The organism is Rhodovulum sp. HP10 (assembly GCF_047553435.1).
GTDB lineage: Bacteria > Pseudomonadota > Alphaproteobacteria > Rhodobacterales > Rhodobacteraceae > Rhodovulum.
The window spans coordinates 2,868,203-2,887,228 of record NZ_CP180201.1 but is presented as its reverse complement, the minus strand read 5'-3'; the positions used below and the strand labels follow the sequence as shown (position 1 = coordinate 2,887,228).

General features: G+C 67.7%; 18 protein-coding genes. 14 read left to right on the top strand and 4 right to left on the bottom strand.

The features are described from left to right. Window positions 1–14: 14 nt before the first annotated feature. On the bottom strand, window positions 15–941 hold the full coding sequence (locus tag ACK8CO_RS13605; RefSeq protein ID WP_414896959.1) for an alpha/beta fold hydrolase: 927 nt from the start codon (window positions 939–941) through the stop codon (window positions 15–17). 5 nt (window positions 942–946) lie between these two features. Then, on the bottom strand, window positions 947–1,234 hold the full coding sequence (locus ACK8CO_RS13600; RefSeq protein ID WP_080617356.1) for an SCP2 sterol-binding domain-containing protein: 288 nt from the start codon (window positions 1,232–1,234) through the stop codon (window positions 947–949). Between the two features lie 30 nt (window positions 1,235–1,264). Here ACK8CO_RS13600 and ACK8CO_RS13595 point away from each other — a divergent pair, with 30 nt between their 5' ends. The 7 genes from ACK8CO_RS13595 to ACK8CO_RS13565 all read left to right on the top strand — a co-directional run bounded on the left by ACK8CO_RS13595 (window position 1,265) and on the right by ACK8CO_RS13565 (window position 12,263). Further along, window positions 1,265–1,885 carry a tetratricopeptide repeat protein gene (locus ACK8CO_RS13595; RefSeq protein WP_414896958.1) on the top strand — a complete coding sequence of 207 codons (621 nt, stop codon included), beginning with the start codon at window positions 1,265–1,267 and terminating at the stop codon, window positions 1,883–1,885. Window positions 1,886–1,908: 23 nt separating this feature from the next. Beyond that, complete coding sequence (locus ACK8CO_RS13590; protein WP_414896957.1) at window positions 1,909–4,896, top strand: helicase-related protein; 2,988 nt, start codon at window positions 1,909–1,911, stop codon at window positions 4,894–4,896. A 7-nt stretch (window positions 4,897–4,903) separates the two neighbouring features. Beyond that, window positions 4,904–5,284 (top strand): RNA-binding S4 domain-containing protein, encoded by a 381-nt coding sequence (locus ACK8CO_RS13585; RefSeq protein WP_080617358.1) that lies wholly within the window; start codon window positions 4,904–4,906, stop codon window positions 5,282–5,284. 51 nt (window positions 5,285–5,335) lie between these two features. After that, the gene (gene fdxA / locus ACK8CO_RS13580) at window positions 5,336–5,674 is read left to right on the top strand and encodes a ferredoxin FdxA (RefSeq protein WP_042459571.1); all 339 of its coding nucleotides are present in this window, start codon (window positions 5,336–5,338) and stop codon (window positions 5,672–5,674) included. A gap of 290 nt (window positions 5,675–5,964) precedes the next feature. Then, entirely contained in the window at window positions 5,965–6,474 is a 510-nt protein-coding gene (locus tag ACK8CO_RS13575) for a CarD family transcriptional regulator (protein ID WP_080617359.1), read from the top strand. 408 nt (window positions 6,475–6,882) lie between these two features. Further along, window positions 6,883–9,852, top strand: coding sequence for a CheR family methyltransferase (locus tag ACK8CO_RS13570; RefSeq protein ID WP_414896956.1), 2,970 nt, complete (start codon window positions 6,883–6,885; stop codon window positions 9,850–9,852). A 317-nt stretch (window positions 9,853–10,169) separates the two neighbouring features. Beyond that, window positions 10,170–12,263 carry a putative bifunctional diguanylate cyclase/phosphodiesterase gene (locus ACK8CO_RS13565; protein WP_414896955.1) on the top strand — a complete coding sequence of 698 codons (2,094 nt, stop codon included), beginning with the start codon at window positions 10,170–10,172 and terminating at the stop codon, window positions 12,261–12,263. 167 nt (window positions 12,264–12,430) lie between these two features. Here ACK8CO_RS13565 and ACK8CO_RS13560 read toward each other — a convergent pair whose 3' ends face one another. After that, the gene (locus tag ACK8CO_RS13560; protein ID WP_042459562.1) at window positions 12,431–12,622 is read right to left on the bottom strand and encodes a hypothetical protein; all 192 of its coding nucleotides are present in this window, start codon (window positions 12,620–12,622) and stop codon (window positions 12,431–12,433) included. A 379-nt stretch (window positions 12,623–13,001) separates the two neighbouring features. Here ACK8CO_RS13560 and hutW point away from each other — a divergent pair, with 379 nt between their 5' ends. The 4 genes from hutW to ACK8CO_RS13540 all read left to right on the top strand — a co-directional run bounded on the left by hutW (window position 13,002) and on the right by ACK8CO_RS13540 (window position 16,108). Next, window positions 13,002–14,411: a heme anaerobic degradation radical SAM methyltransferase ChuW/HutW gene (gene hutW / locus ACK8CO_RS13555; protein ID WP_414896954.1), complete on the top strand. Its 1,410-nt coding sequence runs from the start codon at window positions 13,002–13,004 to the stop codon at window positions 14,409–14,411. Further along, a complete protein-coding gene (locus tag ACK8CO_RS13550; protein ID WP_414896953.1) occupies window positions 14,408–15,379 on the top strand; it encodes an NAD-dependent epimerase/dehydratase family protein in 972 nt (323 codons plus the stop codon). The genes hutW and ACK8CO_RS13550 overlap by 4 nt, the downstream gene beginning before the upstream one ends. A 103-nt stretch (window positions 15,380–15,482) precedes the next feature. Continuing rightward, complete coding sequence (hemP, locus tag ACK8CO_RS13545; protein WP_080617366.1) at window positions 15,483–15,638, top strand: hemin uptake protein HemP; 156 nt, start codon at window positions 15,483–15,485, stop codon at window positions 15,636–15,638. Continuing rightward, window positions 15,635–16,108, top strand: coding sequence for a hypothetical protein (locus ACK8CO_RS13540; protein WP_080617367.1), 474 nt, complete (start codon window positions 15,635–15,637; stop codon window positions 16,106–16,108). Before hemP ends, ACK8CO_RS13540 begins: the two co-directional genes overlap by 4 nt. Window positions 16,109–16,242: 134 nt before the next feature. On the opposite strand, the gene ACK8CO_RS13535 is transcribed toward ACK8CO_RS13540, so the two are convergent. Continuing rightward, on the bottom strand, window positions 16,243–16,770 hold the full coding sequence (locus ACK8CO_RS13535; protein ID WP_196774267.1) for a hypothetical protein: 528 nt from the start codon (window positions 16,768–16,770) through the stop codon (window positions 16,243–16,245). A 647-nt stretch (window positions 16,771–17,417) separates the two neighbouring features. Between ACK8CO_RS13535 and ACK8CO_RS13530 the strand changes: the two genes are divergently transcribed. The 3 genes from ACK8CO_RS13530 to ACK8CO_RS13520 are packed head-to-tail and all read left to right on the top strand — an operon-like array spanning window position 17,418 to window position 18,790. Continuing rightward, a complete protein-coding gene (locus ACK8CO_RS13530; protein ID WP_414896952.1) occupies window positions 17,418–17,849 on the top strand; it encodes an Hsp20/alpha crystallin family protein in 432 nt (143 codons plus the stop codon). A gap of 14 nt (window positions 17,850–17,863) precedes the next feature. After that, window positions 17,864–18,259, top strand: coding sequence for an Hsp20/alpha crystallin family protein (locus tag ACK8CO_RS13525; RefSeq protein WP_414896951.1), 396 nt, complete (start codon window positions 17,864–17,866; stop codon window positions 18,257–18,259). A gap of 30 nt (window positions 18,260–18,289) precedes the next feature. Beyond that, window positions 18,290–18,790: an Hsp20/alpha crystallin family protein gene (locus ACK8CO_RS13520; RefSeq protein ID WP_414896950.1), complete on the top strand. Its 501-nt coding sequence runs from the start codon at window positions 18,290–18,292 to the stop codon at window positions 18,788–18,790. Window positions 18,791–19,026: the final 236 nt, after the last annotated feature.

The following is a 19,026-nucleotide window of genomic DNA, read 5'->3' as shown; positions in this document are numbered from 1 at the left end:
GACCGCGCAGCTCCTCAGCCACCATGGGCGCGGAAATGCGCCGCGGCGGCATCCCAGGCGCGCGTGCGGATCTCCGGCCGGTCCATCAGGATCTCGTGGCGCCCGTCCTCGACAATCTCGAGCCGGCCGCCCGGCCAGTTCGCCATACGCCGCCGGATCGCGGCGGCGCTGACGACCCGCTCGCGCCCGCCGAGGAAGGTCAGCGCCGGAACCGCCGGCGCGGGCAACCGCGCCAGTCGCCTTGCCTCGGACAGCGCCTCGCGCAGCCAGGTCACGGTCGGTCCGGCGATGCCGAGATCGGGATGTACCGTCACCTGACGGCGCAGCCTCTCGTACATCTCGCGGTCTCCGGTCAGGTCGTTGCCTTCGAAGGCCGTGGTCAGCACATAGGCCCGGGCACCGGTCACGGGCACCCGCGCCGCGCCGCGGCCGATGCCGCTCAGCGCCCGGACCACGGGCGCCGCGACGGGGCCGAGCCGGATCCCCCACATCGGCGCCGAGAACACCGCACTCGCCACGTCGAGCCCCTCGCTCAGCGCGCGCAGCGCGATCGCGCCGCCCATCGAATGGGCCAGAAGGTGATAGGGCCGCGGCAGGTCCAGCACCCTGGCCGCGCGCCGCACCGCCCGGACATCGGCCTGGAAATCGGCAAAGCGCGCGACATGGCCAAGCGAGGCATCCTCCAGCGCCCGGTCGGCCAGCCCCTGCCCGCGCCAGTCGACGACCAGCGTCGCGAAGCCCCGCGCGCGGAGCGCGGCCGCGGCATTGCCGTATTTCTCGACATATTCGGTTCGGCCACAGAACAGGAGCACAGTGCCCCCGGTCGCCTTGCGGCCCCAGAGGCCGACCCTGATCCGCACACCGTCCTCCGTGCGCAGCCACCAGGCGCTGCCATCCGCGGGGCCGTCGGCGACATCTGCGTAAAGCGGCGCCCGGTCCATCCGGATCAGGTGAAGATCTGGGCCAGCTGCATCGCCTTGCCCATGTCGCCCTCGATCTTGAGCTTGCCGGTCATGAAGGCCGTGGTCGGATTGAGCTCGCCCTCCATCATCGCCCGGAACGTCTCGAGGCTGGCCGAAAGCGTCACATCCGCCTCGGCATCGCCCGCATGGGCGCCCTCGGAATCGACGATGATGTCGCCCGTATCCTCGATGGCAAATTTGGCAACGCCGTTGAAACCGCCCGACAGTTTGGCATTGAGGGCCTCGACGGCCTTGTCCAGCGTATCGCTCATTCGGGTACCTCCGATTTGTGAATGCGGGGCATGTCGCCTTTCTCCGCCTGTTACGCTATCTTGTGCCTCGTTATGGCCAATACCTCGCGCATTCTCAATCTTGCCTTCGCGGTATTTCTTGCCTCGGCGGTTTTTTCCGGCTCCGCGCTGATCGCAGAGCGGGGCATCGCCGGCTCCATGCGTGCCGAGGAGCTGCTCGAGGAGTTGCAGCGCCCCGAGCTGCCGAACTGGCAGCGGGTCGAGGATGCGCTCTGGAGCGAATGGTCGAAATCGGGCTCTGCGGCGATGGACCTGCTGCTCAGGCGCGGGCGGGACGCCATCGAGGCCGAGGAGTACGACGCCGCCATCGGGCATCTGACCGCGCTGGTCGACCATGCCCCCGATTTCGCCGAAGCCTACAATTCGCGGGCCCTGGCCTATTACCGCTCGGGGCTTTACGGCCCGGCCCTGGGCGATCTGGCCCATACGCTCGCACTGAACCCGAGGCATTTCGGCGCCCTGACCGGGCTTGGCACCATCCTCGAGGAAATCGGACAGGAAGATCGCGCGCTCGGCGCCTATCGTGCGGCCCGCGCTATACATCCCCACGATCCTGACCTAGAAGACGCCGTGCACCGGCTCGAGATCGTCACCTCAGGCCGGACCCTCTGAAAGACGGGCGAAGGGGCTGAAGGATGACAGCGCAATCGAGGATCACCGCGGTCCTCGGGCCCACCAATACCGGCAAGACCCATTACGCGATCGAGCGGATGCTGGCCCACCGTACCGGTGTCATCGGCCTGCCGCTGCGCCTGCTCGCGCGCGAGGTCTATGACCGGATCGTCGCGCTTCGCGGGCCCTCGGTGGTGGCACTCGTGACCGGCGAGGAACGGATCGTGCCCGAGCGTGCGCAATACTGGGTGGCCACGGTCGAGGCGATGCCCGAGGGTACCGGCGCCGATTTTCTGGCCATCGACGAGATCCAGCTTTGCGCCGATCCCGAGCGCGGCCATGTCTTCACCGATCGCCTGCTGCATGCCCGCGGCCAGCACGAGACCCTGTTTCTGGGGGCCGACACGATGCGCAATGCGATCGCTGCGCTGGTGCCGAAGGCCCAGTTCCTGCGCCGCGAGCGATTCTCCGAGCTGATCCATGCCGGCTCGAAGAAGATCAGCCGGATCCCGCCCCGCTCGGCCATCGTCGGCTTCTCGGTCGAGAACGTCTATGCCATCGCCGAGCTGATCCGGCGCCAGAAGGGCGGCTGTGCGGTGGTGATGGGCGCGCTCTCGCCCCGGACCCGCAACGCCCAGGTCGCGCTCTACCAGAATGGCGATGTCGATTATCTGGTCGCGACCGACGCCATCGGCATGGGGCTCAATCTCGACATCAAGCATGTGGCCTTCTCGGCACTGTCGAAATTCGATGGGCGCCGGATGCGCCCGCTCTGGCCGAACGAGCTGGCCCAGATCGCGGGCCGCGCCGGGCGCCATACCCAGAATGGCAGCTTCGGCGTCACCGGCGAGGCCCGCCCGCTGCCCGACGAGGTGGCCGAGGCGATCGTCGAGAACCGTTTTGACCCGGTCGCGCGCCTGCAGTGGCGCAATTCCAGGCTCGACTTCGGAACGCCGGAGCGGCTGATTGCCGCGCTTGAGACACACGCAGAGGGCGACTGGCTGACCCGCGTGCGCGAATCTGACGACCTGCACGCGCTCAAGTCGCTGTCGGGCCTGCCGGACCTGCGCGCCCGGATCCGCGACTCGCGCGATGTCAAACTTCTCTGGGATGTCTGCCGAATACCCGATTTTCGCGGGATTTCCGCGGCCGAGCATGCCGGATTGCTGGAACGCATCTTCGGCTTCCTGCACAATGCCGGGCGGGTGCCCGACGACTGGATGGCCCGCCAGGTCCGGCGGATAGACCGGACAGACGGCGACATTGACACGCTGTCGAAACGTCTGGCCTATATCCGCACCTGGACGTATGTCGCCCAGCGCACGGGGTGGGTCGTGGACGAACCGCATTGGCGCGCCCAGACCCGTGCGGTAGAGGACCGCCTGTCGGACGCGCTGCATGGCGCATTGACGCAAAGATTCGTAGACCGGCGGACCTCCGTTCTGCTCCGCCGGTTGAAACAGAAGGAGAGCCTTGTGGCCGAGGTGAACGACAAGGGTGAGGTGACGGTCGAGGGACAGTTCGTCGGCCGCCTGGAGGGCTTCCGCTTCCGGCAGGACGCGTCTGCCAGCCCCGATGAAGCCAAGACCCTGCGCCAGGCGGCGCTGGTGGCGCTAGCCCCCGAATTCCATCTGCGCGCCGATCGTTTCTACAACGCGCCCGATACCGAGCTCGATTTCACCGAGCAGGGCGGGCTGATGTGGGGCGAGCACGCGGTGGGCAAGCTGGTGGCGGGCGCCGACCCGCTGAAACCCGCCATCGACGCCTTCGTCGACGACGAGGCCGGCCCCGACGTGATCGAGAAGGTCCGTCGGCGGTTGCAGCATTTCATCGACCGCCGGGTGGCGACGCTGTTCGAGCCGCTGCTGAACCTGCAGCGCGACGAGACCCTGACCGGACTGACCCGGGGCTTTGCCTTCCGCATGGTCGAGGCGATGGGCGTGCTGTCGCGCGACGGCGTCGCACAGGAGGTCAAGGAACTCGACCAGGAGGCGCGCTCGGCGCTGCGCAAGCATGGCATCCGCTTCGGGCAGTTCACGATCTTCATGCCGCTCCTGCTGAAGCCTGCGCCGACCCGTCTGCGGCTGGTGCTGTGGTCGCTGGCGCACAATCTGGACGAATTCCCCGAAAGCCCGCCGCCCGGGCTGGTGACGATCCCGGTGATGCCGGGCGTCTCCGAAGATGTCCACCGGCTGGCCGGATACCGCCCCGCGGGCACCCGCGCGATCCGGATCGACATGCTGGAACGGCTGGCCGACCAGATCCGCTCGGAAGACACCCGGGCAGGCTTCGAGGCCAAGGCCGACATGCTGTCGATCACCGGCACCACGCTCGAGCAGTTCGCCGACCTGATGCAGGGACTGGGCTATCGCGCCGAGAAAGGCGAGCGGCCCAAGGTCAAGGCGGCGCCCGCCCCTGCGGCCCAGCCCGACGAAACCGCAGCGGACATCGCCGCCGGAGCGGAGACCCCGAGCGCCGGGGAAAGCGCGCCCGACACGGCAAGCGACAGCACCACGGCCGAAACGCCGGTCGAGCCTCCTGCAGAAGTCGCGGACCCGGCACCCGAAGCCGCAGATGCCCAATCCGCAGACACGCCCGCGGATACGGGAACAGATGCGGAGACCGCCCCCCCGGCAGAGACCGGGACAGAAACGACTTCAGAGGTGGCGGCTGAACAGGAGGCGGACAAGGACGCCCCCGGCAGCACCGCACCGGCCGAGGTCGAGGTCTTTTACACCTTCACCTGGGCGCCCCGGCGGCGGCCCGCCGGCCGCCCGCGCGGCGACCGCCCGCAACAGCAGGCAGGCGACGGCGCGCGCGGTCGCGGCGGCAAGCCCGGCGGCGGGGGCAAGGGCAAGCATGGCGGGAAGCCCGGCGGCAAGGGCGGCAAGGGCGGACCGCGCCATGACGGGCCCAAGACCTTCGAGGCCCGTCCGCCCCGCAAGGAAAAGCCCATCGACCCCGACAACCCCTTCGCCGCCGCGCTGATGGGGCTGAAGACCAAGAAGTAGCTCGCGGGTGAGCGACGCGGCCCCGCGCCGGACTGCCAGGCTGGACAAGTGGCTCTGGCAGGCCCGCTTCTTCAAGACGCGCACGCTGGCCACCAAACTGGTGGCCGGCGCGCATGTTCGCGTGAACGGCACCAAGACCGACAAGCCTGCCCAACGGATCGGCCCGGGCGACACCCTGACCTTTCCGCAGGGCCAGGACATCCGCGTGGTGCGCGTTCTCGCCCTGACAGAACGCCGCGGCCCCGCGACCGAGGCGCGCACCCTTTACGAGGACTTGACCCCGATCAAGGCGCCCGCGCCCGCAAGCCCTAGATACGATGGCGGAGGTCGCCCGACAAAAAAGGAGCGCCGCGACCTTGACCGAAGCCGCAAACCGCCGCTTGAATGATCGGCGGTCGTGGTTTAGGTCCAGCCAGATCGGAAAATCGAGAGTTCGCCCATGACTTACGTCGTCACCGACAACTGCATTGCCTGCAAATATACCGACTGTGTCGAGGTCTGCCCCGTGGATTGTTTCTACGAGGGCGAGAACATGCTGGTGATCCATCCCGACGAGTGCATCGACTGCGGCGTCTGCGAACCCGAATGCCCGGCCGACGCGATCCGGCCCGATACCGAGCCGGACATGGACGAGTGGGTCGAATTCAACCGGAAATATGCCGAAACCTGGCCCTGCATCATCACCCGCAAGGATCCGCTGCCCGAAGCGGAGGAACGGGACGGCGAAGAAGGGAAACGCGCCAAGTATTTCTCGGAAACCCCCGGCGCCGGCGGCTGAGCCCCGGCAGTCGACGCCCGGCAGTCAACGATTGCCGCTTGCGGCCCTGAGCAGGGAATAGCGCGCACATTCATGTGCTTGCCCCTACGGAAAGAGCGTAACGCTTTCCGTAGGGCGTTTTTTGTGTTATGGTTCCTTTACAAAGTGGCAGACCGAACCCTTAAACCACACGCAGAATCAACCTTCTGCGGTGTGGTTTTTCAGCGCCGAAAGACTGGATGAGCCGGATGCCGACCGGCACGGGCCTTTCTCTTGTCGCTGCCCCTGCGGTCTATGCGAGGAAGTGCTGAATGACAAAGACCAAGAAATCCGAGTTCCGCCCCAACGATTACGTGGTCTATCCCGCCCATGGCGTGGGTCAGATCGTGTCGATCGAGGAGCAGGAAATCGCAGGCATCCCGCTCGAGCTCTTCGTCATCTCCTTCGAGAAGGACAAGATGACCCTGCGGGTGCCGACCAACAAGGCGACCGAGGTGGGCATGCGCTCGCTCTCGACCCCCGATGTGGTGTCGAAGGCGATGGCGACGCTGAAGGGCAAGGCCAAGGTCAAGCGCGCGATGTGGTCGCGTCGCGCCCAGGAATACGAACAGAAGATCAATTCGGGCGACCTGATCTCGATCGCCGAAGTGGTGCGCGATCTTCACCGCGCCGACGACCAGCGCGAGCAGAGCTATTCCGAACGGCAGCTCTACGAGGCCGCGCTCGAACGGCTGACCCGCGAAGTGGCCGCGGTTGCGGGCATGGACGAGGCCGGCGCGCAAAAGCAGGTTGACGAGGTTCTGGTCTCGCGGGCCGCCTGATTCCGGCGACGGATCCTCGTCCGCCCCATCCGATCTCAGCAGGACACCGACCGCTCTGCGGCAGGTGTCCTTGCTTTTTCAGATGTCCTCTGTCCTGCCCTGGCCCCGCATCGCAGCCATGCCAGAGGACATCGCGGCCGCACCGGAAAACCGGGCCCGCGACGGCATGACAGGCATGACCTGTGCCCCCGCAGCAACCATGCCGCGATGCAAAAAGCTTGTTCCTGAAAGCAGTTGATCAACCCCCGGTCGTATGCGAGAACGGTCGCGAGGATCGAGCGCGAGGCTTGATTGACGTGATCGGCCGCAGGCGCGGGCTTGAAGAAAGCGGGGCACGCGTTCCTGATGGACATCGAAGCCGATCCTCGTCCGCGCCTCTCCGGTTTCCCTCCAGAAGATGTCGCAGCGGTGATCGGGATCGGAGCTCCGGCAGACGGATCCTCGGCGCTCGAGAGCTTCTTCGCGACTTGTCCGGCCGGGTCCGGGGCCGCCTTCGTGGTGATCCAGGACCTCGCACCGGGGCAGGAAAGCCGGCTGGCCGAGCGTCTGGCGCGGTACAGCCCGATGCCGGTCGAGATGATGAAGACCGACACCCGGATTGCCCCCGACCATGTCTACCTGCTCCCGCCCGGCAAGCTGGTACGGATCGAGAAGGGCCTGCTGCGGCTTGCCCCGCGCGGTGACGGTCCGGCCCTCCCCATCGACATCTTCTTCACGTCCCTGGCCGGGGAATGCGGCGCCCGGGCCTGCGGCATCGTTCTGTCGGGCACCGGCCCGGACGGCAGCCGCGGCGCCATCGCGATCAACGCCGCCGGCGGGCTGGCCCTGAGCCAGGACAGCGGGGAAGCGGGAGGCAACGCCATGCCGGCCGGCCTGCGCCGCGCCGGGATCGTCGATGCCGGATTGCCGGCGACCGAGCTTGCCCGGCGCGCGCTCGACCGTCGGCAATGGCCGCCGCAGATCCCCCTCGGGCCAGAGCCCGCGGCCCGCGAACAACCGTTCCCGGAAGAGAGCGAGGCGATCTTGCAGGCGCTCGAGGACGCCACGGGCACCGATTTCAGGCTTTACAAGAGCTCGACGGTCCTGCGCCGGATCGGCCGGCGGATGCAGGTCCTCGGCCAGCCGGATCTGAAAAGCTATGCCGCGCTGCTGCAGAGCCTGCCCGGCGAGGTCACGGCGCTGAACCGCGAGTTGCTGATTTCGGTCACCCGCTTCTTCCGCGACGAAGAGGCGTTCCGGGTGATCGGGGACCGCGTGATCCCCGGGATCGTCGAGACGCTTCCGCCCGGCCAGACCGCGCGGGTCTGGGTGGCGGGATGCGCGACCGGTGAGGAAGCCTATTCCCTCGCGATGCTGCTGCATGAGGCGTTTGACAAGGCCGGGCGAGAGCCGAGGATCAAGGTCTTTGCCACCGACATCAACCCGGACAGCCTGCAAGTCGCCTCGGCGGGCAGCTACCCGGCCTCGGCTGGCGCAGAAATCGGCCCCGAGCGGATGGAGCGCTATTTCCGGACCGATGGCGGCAGGCTGCAGGTGAGACACACGCTGCGCCGGTCGCTGGTCTTCGCCCGTCACGACCTGCTCTCGGACCCGCCGTTCAGCCGGATGGATCTGGTCAGTTGTCGCAATACGCTGATCTATTTCCGTCCGGCCGCACAGAAGGACGCGCTGCTGCGGCTGCAATATGCGATCCGAAAATCCGGTCACCTGTTCCTCGGCAGCAGCGAGACCCTGTCCAGCCTTCAGAACGGGTTTCAGCCGGTCGATGCCCGGCACAAGGTCTTTGTCCGGGTCTCGTCACGGCCATCGGGCCAATTCGTCCTGTCCTCGCTGAAAACCTCGTCCCGCCATGATCGGAGGCTGCCCCCGCTTCAGGCCGGCGGCGACGGTGATCCGGAGATCCGCCCCACAATGAGCGCAGAGCCCCCCTCCCCCCGCAGCCGCGCCCCGCTCTCCGACAGGCCAGCCACAGCCTCGCCCGGCTCCTGCGCCCTGCCCTGCATCATGGTCAATGACAGGCACGAGGCGATCCATCTCTTCGGCGACCTGCGGCCGTTCCTCCCGTCCCGCCCCGGCGTGGCCGGTCCAGAACTGGCCCGGATCCTGCCCGAAGCGCTGGTCGCCACGGCACGCCGCCTGCTCGATCTGGCGATGGCCAGCAACACGGCCCGGAGCTCGGATCCGGTCGAGATGCCGCTTGCCGGGACGGACGGCCTGTTGCGGCTGCATGCGGTGACCTTGCCGGCCGCAGCTCCCGGCTCTGGCGCATTGCTGAGCTTCGAGAGGCTCGGTCAGGCATCGCAGAACAGCCCGGAAGGCGGCAAGCCAGTCGAGCTGCCGGCCGAGGCCCAGGCCCGGATCGACGGTCTCGGACGCGAACTCGACAGGACCCGGGCCGATCTCGAGGCCACGATCCAGGAACTCGAAACCTCGAATGAGGAACTGCTATCGGTCAATGAGGAGCTGCTCGCCTCGAACGACGAATTGCAGGGCGCCAACGCAGAGCTGCAATGGGTCAACGAAGAGATCAACGCGCTCAATGCCGATTATCAGGAAAAGATGGCCCTGATGAACCGGTTGAATGCCGATCTGGGCAGCATGGTCCAGTCGGCGGGCGTGGCGACGGTGTTCCTCGACGAGGCGCTGCTCATCACCCGCTTCTCGCCGGAGGCCTGTTCGGTCTTCAAGCTGCGCGACAGCGATATCGGGCAACCGCTCTGCGACATCGCCCACAAGCTGCACTATCCCGACCTGCTGGAAGACATCCGCGACACGATCCGCAGCGAAGCCGGTTTCGAGCGCGAGACCACGGCCGAGGATGGCGCGCTGTATCGGGTGCGGATCACGCCCTATGCGATACAGGCCTCGGGTCATCGCGGCGCCCTGGTGACGCTCAGGGATGTCACCGCCCATCGCGATCTCGCGCGGTTACGGGGCGTGATCGACGCAATGCCCGAACCTGTCGCGGCCCTGGATGCCGACGGCACCATCACGCTGGTCAACAAGGCCTGGAAGCGCTGCGCCCATTCAGGCGGCGATGCCGCGCCGGATCATTGCAGCCCCGGCGGGAATTACCTCGCGGCCTGCCTGATGCCGCCACAAGGTCTGCCGGTACCGTTCGACCCCGAGGATCCGGGCCTCGCCCTGCGGGCGCGTGAGGGGCTGAAATCGGTTCTCGAGGGCCGCCAGCCCAAGTTCTCGGTGGAATATCCCTGTCACGGACCGACCGAAGGGCGCCGGGTCTGCATGACGGCTACCCCGGTCCCCGGAAGCGCGGTCGGGGCGGTGATCCGGCACGTCGAAATCGACCCATGGCTCCGGAAGGGAACGGGCGCCAGCCTCAATACTCGCGAAAAGACGCAACGTCACGGCGGCTAAGTCTTAAAAAAACCAGTCTGAATCAGCAGTCTCGCTAAAGTTGTTCAATAGATCGTTAGCTTTGTCGGAGGACAGTCCGGACGGTTAGCGTGACTTCGCCGAGGACTGTGCCGGAAATGGGACGATACAATGCGCCGGCCCCCCTGCCGGCCGCAGAAGACGACAGGACGAGTGACATCGGGAAAGCTTCCCGCCGGCCTTCCGGGCAATCGTTCGAGTTCGAGCTCCAGGCCTTCCCCCGTCAGGCGTCGGCCTGCGGCCCCGAGACCGCTTCAAACCATTCCGACCGGCTCGAGCTGATCCAGCTCGAGCTGGAAATGCAGAACCGGGAATTGGTCGAGGCGCAGGCCGTCTCGGAAAGGGAGCGGCGCAAATACCTGACCCTCTTCGAACGCCTTCCGCTGCCTGCGGTTGTTCTTGACCGGAGCGGGGTGGTGCGCGAGGCCAATGAGGCCGCGGCCGCCGTGTTCGGCTGTTCCGCGACCGAGCAGCTCTGCAACCGCTCCGTCTACCGCATGCTCGACGCGGAAGCCCGAAGCCGCGTGCATGCCTATCTGGCCGCACCGCCCTCCGTCACCGAAGAGGGCTCCGCCACCGAGATCCCGCTCCATGTCGGCAGGCCCCATGACGGGGCATATCTGTCCTATAGCGCCCACCTGGCCCGGCTTCCGGCCTGTTCCGAAGAGGACAGCCGGGTGCATATGCTTCTGGTCGACCGCCATTCAGACGACCGGCAGGAACGCGAAGGCCGCTGTCGGCAGATGCTGAGCGACTCGACCTCGACCCTGATCCATGCCTTCGACCTGACCGGCAACCTGATCTTCGCCAACCGGGCCGCCAGCGCCTATCTGGAGGGCGCCGAAACACTGAGCGTCGAGCAGCGCCGCGCCTTCGACGGGCTGCTGGGCTCGCGCGCGCTCGATATCGAGGTGCTGATCGCAGGAAAGCCGATCAGCAATCAGGGCAGCTATGCCGCCGCCCCCGAGGACCGGCGCAGCTTCCTGATCCAGAAATTTCCGCTTCGCGACGATAGCGGCAAGATCTTCGCCGTCGGCGGAACCTCGACCGATGTCAGCACGCTGATGGCCGGCCAGTCCGATCTCTATGCTGCCTTCAGCCTCGCCAAGGACCTCGCCAATCGCGATGCCCTGACCGGACTCGCCAACCGTCCGGGCTTCGTGGAAAGGCTGCGCGGCGCACTGGCGGGGCTCGACCCGGCGGGCAAGGGCCTGGCGCTGGGATTTCTCGACATCGACGCCTTCAAGGACATCAATGACGGCATGGGCCACGAGATCGGCGACGCTATCCTGTCGGCCTTCGCCCGGCGGCTGGAAGACACCATGGGCGAGCGGGCCTGCCTCGGCCGGTTCGGCGGCGACGAATTCCTGTTCTTCATCGCCGACAGCACCCCCGAAGAGGCCGAACGTCTGCTGCAAAGGACGCTCGGCGATATCCGCTCGCCCTATGAGGTGGCGGGAACCAAGGTGCTGCTGACCTGCAGCGCCGGGCTCAGCCACGCCCCGCGCGATGCCACCCGCGCCGAGGACCTGCTGCGCGCCGCCGACATGGCGCTTTATTCCGCCAAGTCGAACGGCCGCGACCGGATCTCGCATTTCAGGGAAAGCCTGCGCTTCACCAGCGAGCGGCGGTTGCAGGTGTTCAGCGCCTTGCGCAAGGCGCTTTGCGAGGACAGCTTCCGGCTGGTCTTCCAGCCCAAATTCGACATTTCCGACCGGCGCATGATCGTCGGCGCCGAGGCGCTGCTGCGCTGGCGCGACCCGCAGCTTGGCGAAGTCTCTCCGGCCGAATTCGTCCCTCTGGCCGAGGCCAACGGCCTTCACAACGCACTCGACCTGCGGGTACTCAAGCTGTTCGCCCGGCAGCAGGGCGAATGGGTACGGCGCGGGCTGCGGCTGCCGGTCTCGGTGAACCTTTCGGCCCGTTCGCTGCAAAGCACCGAGCTGGTGCCCTCGGTCCTGGCACTGCTCGACTATCACGACATTCCGCCCGAATTGCTGCTGCTCGAGATCACCGAGACCGGCCTGATGACCTGTGCCAGCGAGGCGCCCCGGAACCTGGCCAGGCTGGCCGATGCCGGGGTGCGGATCTCGATCGACGATTTCGGGACCGGCTATTCCTCGCTTGCCTATCTGCAAAAGCTGCGCCCGAGCGAACTGAAGATCGACCGCAGCTTCATCGCTCAGCTCGATGCCCGGGACGAGGCCTCCGAGCGTATCGTCCGGGCGATGCTGGCGCTCGCTGAGAGCCTGCAGCTCTCGACCGTGGCGGAAGGGATCGAGACCGAGGACCAACTGGCCTGGCTGGTCGAAAACGGCTGCGAATTCGGTCAGGGCTTTCTGGTCAGCCCGGGGCTTGAGATCCCGGCCTTCGAAGCCCTTTTGTCCGGATAGGACCGCCCTGCCCGGGCGATCGTTCGGGGCAGAGCCGGAAAAGCCCACGGGGCGATGCATTGCACCGCCCCGTTTCGCAAGATCTGTCACGTCATGGCTGGCTGGGGATCCGCATCGCTGGCTCGACTAGCGGCTGGCGGCGAAGGGACCTGGCTGGCGCAGACCGATCAGGCGTTTTCTTGTTCGAAGTGACCGCACCAGTCGTCGGTTTTCACCACCGGCCACAGGCCGCGGGAATCGGCTTCGGGTTGCGTAACCGGCGGATTGTACCGGCACAGCCCGGCGGCTTCGGCGCTCTTGCCGCTGTTGAGGGCATGATCCTGGAAGAAGGTGCAGCTGCTGCAAGCTTGGGCGGACATCGGATGTCTCCTTGTTTTTTCAGAGGCGCCACCCAGCCGCGGCGCCATGAATTCACCATAACGCCTCCGCCCGCAGGACGCAATAAATTTCTGTTAAAAATCAAATGGTTGACAGATATTGTCAGACATCAATCCGTGACTTTTTCAGTCAGAATTCGACCGGCCGCCGCCACCGCCTTTTCCCCTCCGGCGCCCGGGGCCTGCGGCCGACCGCCTGTCGCCGCGCGGAACGGAGGCAAGGCTCTTTCCCTCGCCGCTCTAACCTGATAAAAAGAGTCGGGTTAAAGGGCGCCATTTCGGCCCCGCCACAGATACCGCTACGCGTCACGACAGGACCCAGCTCTTTGCCCGGCCCCTGCCCGCTTTCCGGAGGACATGGATGACTGTGCAAAACGTGACACCGTCCGACGAAAGCCGCTCTGATCCGTTCTTCGCCCGCATCTCGGACGACCCGCTCGCGGGCGCCTTCTCGGGCGGGATACGGGCGCATGCCCATGGTCGCGTCAGCGCGGTACCGGCCGAGGATGTGCCCGCGCTTTGGGACCGGCTCTGCGAGACGCCGCGCCAGGGCCCCACGGTGGCCTATGTCCATGTCCCCTTCTGCGAGAACCACTGCCTGTTCTGCGGCTTCTATCAGAACCCGTGGCGGCGCGAGGCGGGCGCGCCCTATGTCGACGCGGTGCTGGCGCAGATGCGCGCCGGCGCAGCAACGGCGGCGCAGCAGGGTCACCCGATCCGCGCCCTCTATCTCGGCGGTGGCACCCCCTCTGCCCTGTCCGCCCGCGATCTCGCCCGGCTGGTCGGCAGTCTTCGCGAGACCCTGCCGCTGAGCCCGGATTGCGAGATCACGCTGGAGGGACGGATCGTCAGTTTCGGGCTCGAGAAGGCACGGGCGGCCTTCGACGCCGGCGTCAACCGCATCTCGCTCGGCGTGCAGAGCTTCGACGACCGCGTGCGCCGCCGTCTCGGCCGCAAATCCACCCGAAGCGAGACGCTGCGCTTTCTCGAAGGCCTCGTCGCGGCCGATTGCGGCGCAGTGGTGATCGACCTGATCTACGGCCTGCCGGGCCAGGACCGCGCCACCTTCCGCGACGATCTGCGGATGGCCACCGCGCTGGGGATCGACGGGCTCGATCTCTATGCGCTGAAGACGATCCCCGGCACGCCGCTCCTGCTGGCTCAGGAGAAGGGCAAGCTGCTGCCGGCCGCGCCCCACAGCCTTGGCCATTATTACGCCGATGGTTGCGAGGAGATGGAGCGGGCCGGATGGGACGCGATCTCGACCACACATTGGCGGCGCGGCCTGCGCGAACGCAACCTCTACAATGCCGATATCAAGTCCGGCGCCGCCTGCCTTGCCTTCGGCGCGGGCGCGGGCGGCAATCTGCACGGCCATGGCTACCGGTTGCAGCCCGATCTCGACGCCTATGCCGAGGCCACCCGGCAGGGCGGCCGGGCGCCGCTGGCGGGGCTGATGCGCCCCTCGGCCCTGGCACCGGTGCATAACGCGATAAAGGCGGGGATGGAGCGCGGGCGGCTCGACCCCGCCCCCGTCGAGCGGGCGCTTGCGGAATGCGGCCTCGCGCTCCGCTTCGAGGATCTGGCCGCGCCGCTTCTGACGCAGTGGCAGGAAGCGGGGTTGATGACGGCCGGGACCGGAGCCCTGACTCTGACGCTTGCCGGGCGGTTCTGGCAGGTGGCGATGACCACGAGGCTCATCGCCTGGACCGATCGCTCCGTCAGTGAGGCCACCCGTGAGGCATGCAGCCCAGAGGAGACGACAGCATGACCCCGCGCGCATCCGTCCGTCTTTCCCGCAACAGGACGATCCGAACCGCAGGACCGCTTTCGGGACGCCATCTCTTCGTGTTCGGCGCGGGCTTCTGCGCAGGCCTCGTGGCGCTTCGCGCCCGCGACGCGGGCGCCCGGGTCTCGGCCACCACCCGCGACCCGCTGCGCGCGGCCGAACTGGCCGAGCAAGGCATCGGGATGCATCTTTTCGACACCGCCGCCAGCGAGCGTCGGGCCGGTCTGGCCGACATGCTGGAGGGCGTCACCGATCTGCTGATCTCGGTCCCGCCCGGCGCCGGGGGCTGTCCGGTCCGCGCCGCGCTCGTCTCCGCCGGGGCGCTGCGTTCCGGACCGGGATGGATCGGCTATCTGTCCTCGACCGGGATTTACGGCGATTGCGGCGGCGCCTGGATCGACGAGACCCGCGCCCCGGCGCCGCGAACCGCCGATGCCCGCGCCCGGCTGATCGCCGAAGGCGACTGGGCCGCACTGGCTGCCGATGGCGGCGCCGCGCTCGACATCCTGCGCCTGTCCGGCCTTTACGGTCCCGGGCGCCGCAACGCACTGGACCGGATGCGAAGCCCCGGCATCCGGGCCGTGCTGCGCCACGGGCAGGTGTTCAACCGCATCCATGTCGAAGATGCGGCAGGCGCGATCCTGGCCGCCATGTCCGCCCCTGCAGGCCAGCGCCTCGTGAACCTCGCCGACGACCTGCCCGCCCCCGCACATGCGCTTCTGGATCATGCTGCGCGGCTTCTGGGCCGCCCACCCGCGCCGCGCGTACCGTTCGGGGAGGCCGGGCTGCCGCCCGGCGCAGCGGCGTTCTGGGCCGAGAACCGGCGCATCCGCAACGACCGGCTGAAGACCCTGCCCGGGTTCGCGCTGCGCTATCCCACCTATCGCGAGGGACTTGCCGCAATTCTCGCCGAAGAGCGCGCAGGTATCGCCACAACCGCCGCAGAATAGCCGCAGCACCTCTCACCCCCCAGGCTCTGCCCGCCGGAGCACCCGCAAGAAGGAGACATGACATGATGCCCCCCGCAATGCCGAAAACCCCGCGAGGCCGCCCATGAGCCGCGCCGAACACAGCTTCCGCACCGGCGCCACCCCGGTGCATGACGCCCGGGTCCTGACCGATGGTGAGATCACCACCCGGATCCTGCTGGACGGCGTCGCCTACACCCTGCGCATCACCCGCGCGGGCAAGCTGATCCTGACGAAATGACCCCGGATCGCGGTTCACGGGGGGCCGCCCCCGTCGCCACGCTCGACGAGCTGCCGCCGCTCGAGCGTGCCGCGATCCGTTGCCTGCGCGGCTGGTCCGACGGCCCCGCGACCCGGGCTCGCATGCGTCGCAATTTCGGACAGATCCTCGGCCCGCGCGCCGAAGCGCAGGAAGAGCTGCTCGACGCCGTGACAGAGCTTGTCCGGGGTGCCGGGCGGCGCCCGATGGCCGGCCACCGCCCCGCCCATCGCGAGGTCGGCGGCGATGAGAACGCCTTCGCCCAGATGGTGGCGGCCGCCCTTGTCGGCGAGCGCGAGGATGCCTTCCTGTTCGCGCTGGCCCTGATGGAGCCGCAGGCCGCCGCGCAGGCGGTCGCGGTCGCGCAAGAGCTTGGAATGGCGCTGCTGGGGCTGGTGCGGGCGCATCCGGCCAATGATGGCCCCGCCAGTCACGGCCAGCTGCTGCACTGATACGGGGGCCGGGCCCTTGCCGGGGCCCGGCCGTCCTGACCGTGTCGGAGGAAATTGCCCCCCTGCCGACCCCGATGTGCCGCAGGGCGCGCGCGATGGCCTGCCCGCCGCGGCACGTCGACAGGGGGGATGCGTCAGGAAACCGCCGGTCCCCGATCGCATTGCGCCCTGGCCGGTTGTCCCTGCCCCGAAGGCAGGGCACCGGTCAGGGCCGCCAGGTCGGACATCGCCACGAGAAAGGTCTCGGAGGCATTGCCCTCGCAGATCAGCATCGCCGCGGTATGGGCCCGGCTGCGCCGGCCCCGGCGCAAGGCCACCAGCACCTCCATGAACTGGCGCTCATGCGGGCTGAGGATCCGGGCACAGCCCGGGCAGTCCGGGTTCGAGAAACGGAACCCCGAGCCCCGCGCGGCACGCATCTGCTGCACCGCCGCCAGCACCGCCACCGCGATCTCGGAGGCCCGCGCCCGGGCCATCCCCGGCGGGAACATCGCCTCGGCCTTGGCGAAGGCGTTGATCCAGGCCTGGCTGTTCGGAAAGGCGAAACTCTGGAAATAGTGGCGCGCAACGGTCAGAACGCCCTGCTCGGACGGATCGTAGCCCGCCTCGGCCAGCGGCCGGTCCTGTGGCCCGAGACGGCGCTCGCAGCCGGAGCCCCTCATGCAATGCGCTCCAGCCGGCCGGCAGCCTTGCCGGAAGGTCCCGGATGGCGCGGCCCCCATGCCCCGGCAAAGGCCGGTTTCAATGCGTGGCGACGGCCGGCGCGGAAACCGGCAGAGCCTTCGGACAACATCATGGGCAGATCCTCCAGTTTCGTTTCCGGGGAGGCGGCAGGCAGGCCGACCGCAACGGCCAGCAGCCCGCAGGCCTCCCCGAAAGCCTGATGTTCCGGTCTCGGCTGGGCGCAAACCGCCGCTGGCGTGAGCTTGCGCCTAATCTGACAAAATTAGTCGGATAAGGCAAGCCCCCTTCCCCGCCCTGCTGAGAACGACCGGCAGGCCCTTGCCTTCCACCCGTCTCTGCCCCTTCGAGATAGGGATGATTTTCCGTTTTCGAAGATCTTGACGGTGCGGCCGGGTCTTCCTTTATCAGCATCGGAAACGCCCGTTCGGGGTTTTCGGGAACACGCGACAGGTCCGGCTCGACGAGCGGACCGCCGGGGTTTGTCCGCAAGGAAAGCCGCCGGGGTCGTCAGGACATCAACCGCCGCCGCACGGCGGGACCTGAAGCATGTTCGCCCCCAGGGGCGTCTCCGCCGGTGCGTATCAGCGCCCCGGTATTGCGACCGACGCAAGCAAGGAGACGTGTCATGCTCTATCCGTCCACATTCGCTGCGGACCCGTTCGCGCTGATGCGCCAGATGGGCCGCGACCTCGACCGGACCCTCGGCGCAAGGCTCGGCGCTCGGACAGCCGCCTTTCCGGCGGTCAATGTCTGGCAGAATGACGAGGCCGTGGCGATCACCGCCGAGCTGCCGGGCATCGCCCCGTCGGATATCGACATCACGATCAAGGACAATGTCCTGACGCTGTCGGGCGAACGCCGCGCGCCGGAGTTCGGCGACAGCGCCATCTGGCACCGGCGCGACCGCGCCTATGGGCGTTTCAGCCGCGCGATCCGCCTGCCCTTCCCCGCCCGCGACGACCAGGTCGAGGCGCGCTTCGTCAATGGCGTGCTGCGCGTGGTCGTGGCGCGTCCCGAGGAAGACAAGCCGCGCCGGATCGAGATCAAGGCCTTGTGAGAGGAGGACGCCAGATGACCACCGACATGACTGCCCCCGACAAAAGCCCCGCCGACGCGCCGGAAACCGCCCGTGGCGGCCGCATCTACCGCCCGCTGGCCGATATCGTCGAAAGCGACGGCACCGTGACGCTGATGCTGGAGATGCCCGGCGTCTCCGTGTCCGATGTCGAGATCGCGCTGGAAAACCGGGTGCTGACGATCAGCGGCCGCGCCGGAACCGCCCGGCCCGAACGGCTGCAACTGGTTCATGCCGAATATGGCGAGGGCGATTACGAACGCGCCTTCACCCTGTCGCAGGATGTCGACCCCGACCGGATCGCGGCCGAGATGAAGGACGGGCTGCTGCGCGTGACCCTGCCACGCGCCGAAGCCGCGCAACCGAAGAAGATCGCCGTCAGGTCCGCCTGAGCGGATCGCGCATGGAAAGGAGGACATATCATGCAGATCAGGGATCTCATCCCCTGGGCGCGGAAGGAGCACAACCCCGAGCCCAAAACCGGAACCGGAACTGACGAAGACAACCCGATCGCGGCATTGCAGCGCGACATGAACCGCGTCTTCGAGGGGTTCTGGAACCGCCTCGGCGCGCGCGACTGGCCGCTGGGAGGCGATGCGAAATCAGATGTCGTCGAGACCGCCGATGCCATCGAGGTGTCGATCGAGCTGCCCGGCATGGAGATGAAGGACATAGAGGTCTCCGTCACCGACGACACCCTGACCGTCAAGGGCGAGAAGAGGATCGAGCGCCAGGAAGAGAAGACCGGCTATTACCTGTCCGAACGCAGCTATGGCGCGATCTATCGCAGCCTGCCGCTGCCGCCCGGCGTCGATGGCAGCAAGGCCGAGGCCTCGTTCCGGAACGGGGTGCTGACGATCCGCCTGCCGCAGACGGCCCAGGCGCAGTCGCAGGTCAGGAGGATCGAGGTGCAGGGCGCCTGAGCCCTGCCCGAAAGACGAACCGGCCGCCATCCCGGCGGCCGGACCCTGTCGCCTTCTCCACCGGCGGCACCGCGCGGTTCACCCCGTCGTCACGCAAAGGTTCCGTGCCGCCGCCGCCCGATCCGAACCGGGATCGAAGCGGCCTTCCTCCTTGTCATGTCCTTGGGGGCTGCTGCGAGGCGCCCGACCGGGGCGCTTTCCAGCGAAGTTCGGAGAGGGTCTCCACCGGCGCGATC